This is a genomic window from uncultured Eudoraea sp., from assembly GCF_947260015.1.
GTDB lineage: Bacteria > Bacteroidota > Bacteroidia > Flavobacteriales > Flavobacteriaceae > Eudoraea.
Genome location: NZ_CAMYOM010000096.1, coordinates 1 through 1,148, shown reverse-complemented (window position 1 = coordinate 1,148; position 1,148 = coordinate 1). Strand labels below are relative to the sequence as shown.

Annotated in this window: 1 rRNA gene (running past one end of the window); it reads right to left on the bottom strand. The window is 53.0% G+C overall.

Features of this window, described 5'->3' with window-relative positions:
• A 23S ribosomal RNA gene (locus Q0X66_RS15865) occupies positions 1 to 1,148 on the bottom strand; its annotated part reaches 1,442 nt to the left of the window's first position; the annotation flags it as partial.

Sequence of the window (1,148 nt, the reverse complement as noted above, 5' to 3'; positions counted from 1 at the left end):
TGTACCCCTTTCGGGCTCCACTTAGGGGCCGACTAACCCACAGGAGAATTATTCTTCCCTGGGAAACCTTGGGCTTACGGCGAGAGGGTTTCTCACCCTCTTTATCGCTACTCATGCCTACATAAGCTCTTCTCACGCCCGACAGTGCTCCTTACGGTACACCTTGTATCTGCGTGAGAATGCTCCGCTACCGCTCTAATAAATTAGAACCCGAAGCTTCGGTACCACACTTAGCCCCGTTACATTTTCGGCGCGGGTTCGCTCGACCAGTGAGCTGTTACGCTTTCTTTAAAGGATGGCTGCTTCTAAGCCAACCTCCTGGCTGTCTGAGCGCCCCCACATCCTTTCACACTTAGTGTGGATTAGGGACCTTAGCTGTCGATCTGGGCTCTTTCCCTCTTGGCTACGGACCTTATCACCCGCAGCCTGACTGCCTAGCAGTTGTCACCGGCATTCGGAGTTTGGTTGGGTTTGGTAATCTGGTAGGACCCCTAGCCCATCCAGTGCTCTACCTCCGGCGCAATTCACTAGACGCTATACCTCAATATATTTCGCGGAGAACCAGCTATCTCCGAGCTTGATTAGCCTTTCACTCCGATCCTCAGGTCATCCCCTGAATTTTCAACTTCAGTGGGTTCGGTCCTCCACGCAGTTTTACCCACGCTTCAACCTGCCCAAGGATAGATCGCTCGGTTTCGGGTCTACGCCCTGCTACTAAGTTCGCCCTATTTGGACTCGGTTTCCCTACGGCTTCACCTATCGGCTTAACCTTGCAACAAAGCGTAACTCGTAGGCCCATTATGCAAAAGGTACGCCGTCGCACATTCCCCGAAGGGCATAGTGCTTCGACTGCTTGTAGACACACGGTTTCAGGTACTATTTCACTCCCCTTGCCGGGGTGCTTTTCACCTTTCCCTCACGGTACTTGTTCACTATCGGTCGTCGAGTAGTACTTAGCCTTGGAAGATGGTCCTCCCAGATTCCCACAGGATTCCACGTGCCCCGTGGTACTCGGGTACCAGTGCAGAGACCAAACGCTTTCGACTACAGGGCTGTCACCTCGTATCGCCGACCTTTCCAGATCGTTCATCTAGCATTTGGTTTTGTAACTCTGTGAGAGCATTAGGGCGCTCTCCCACTGGACCCAC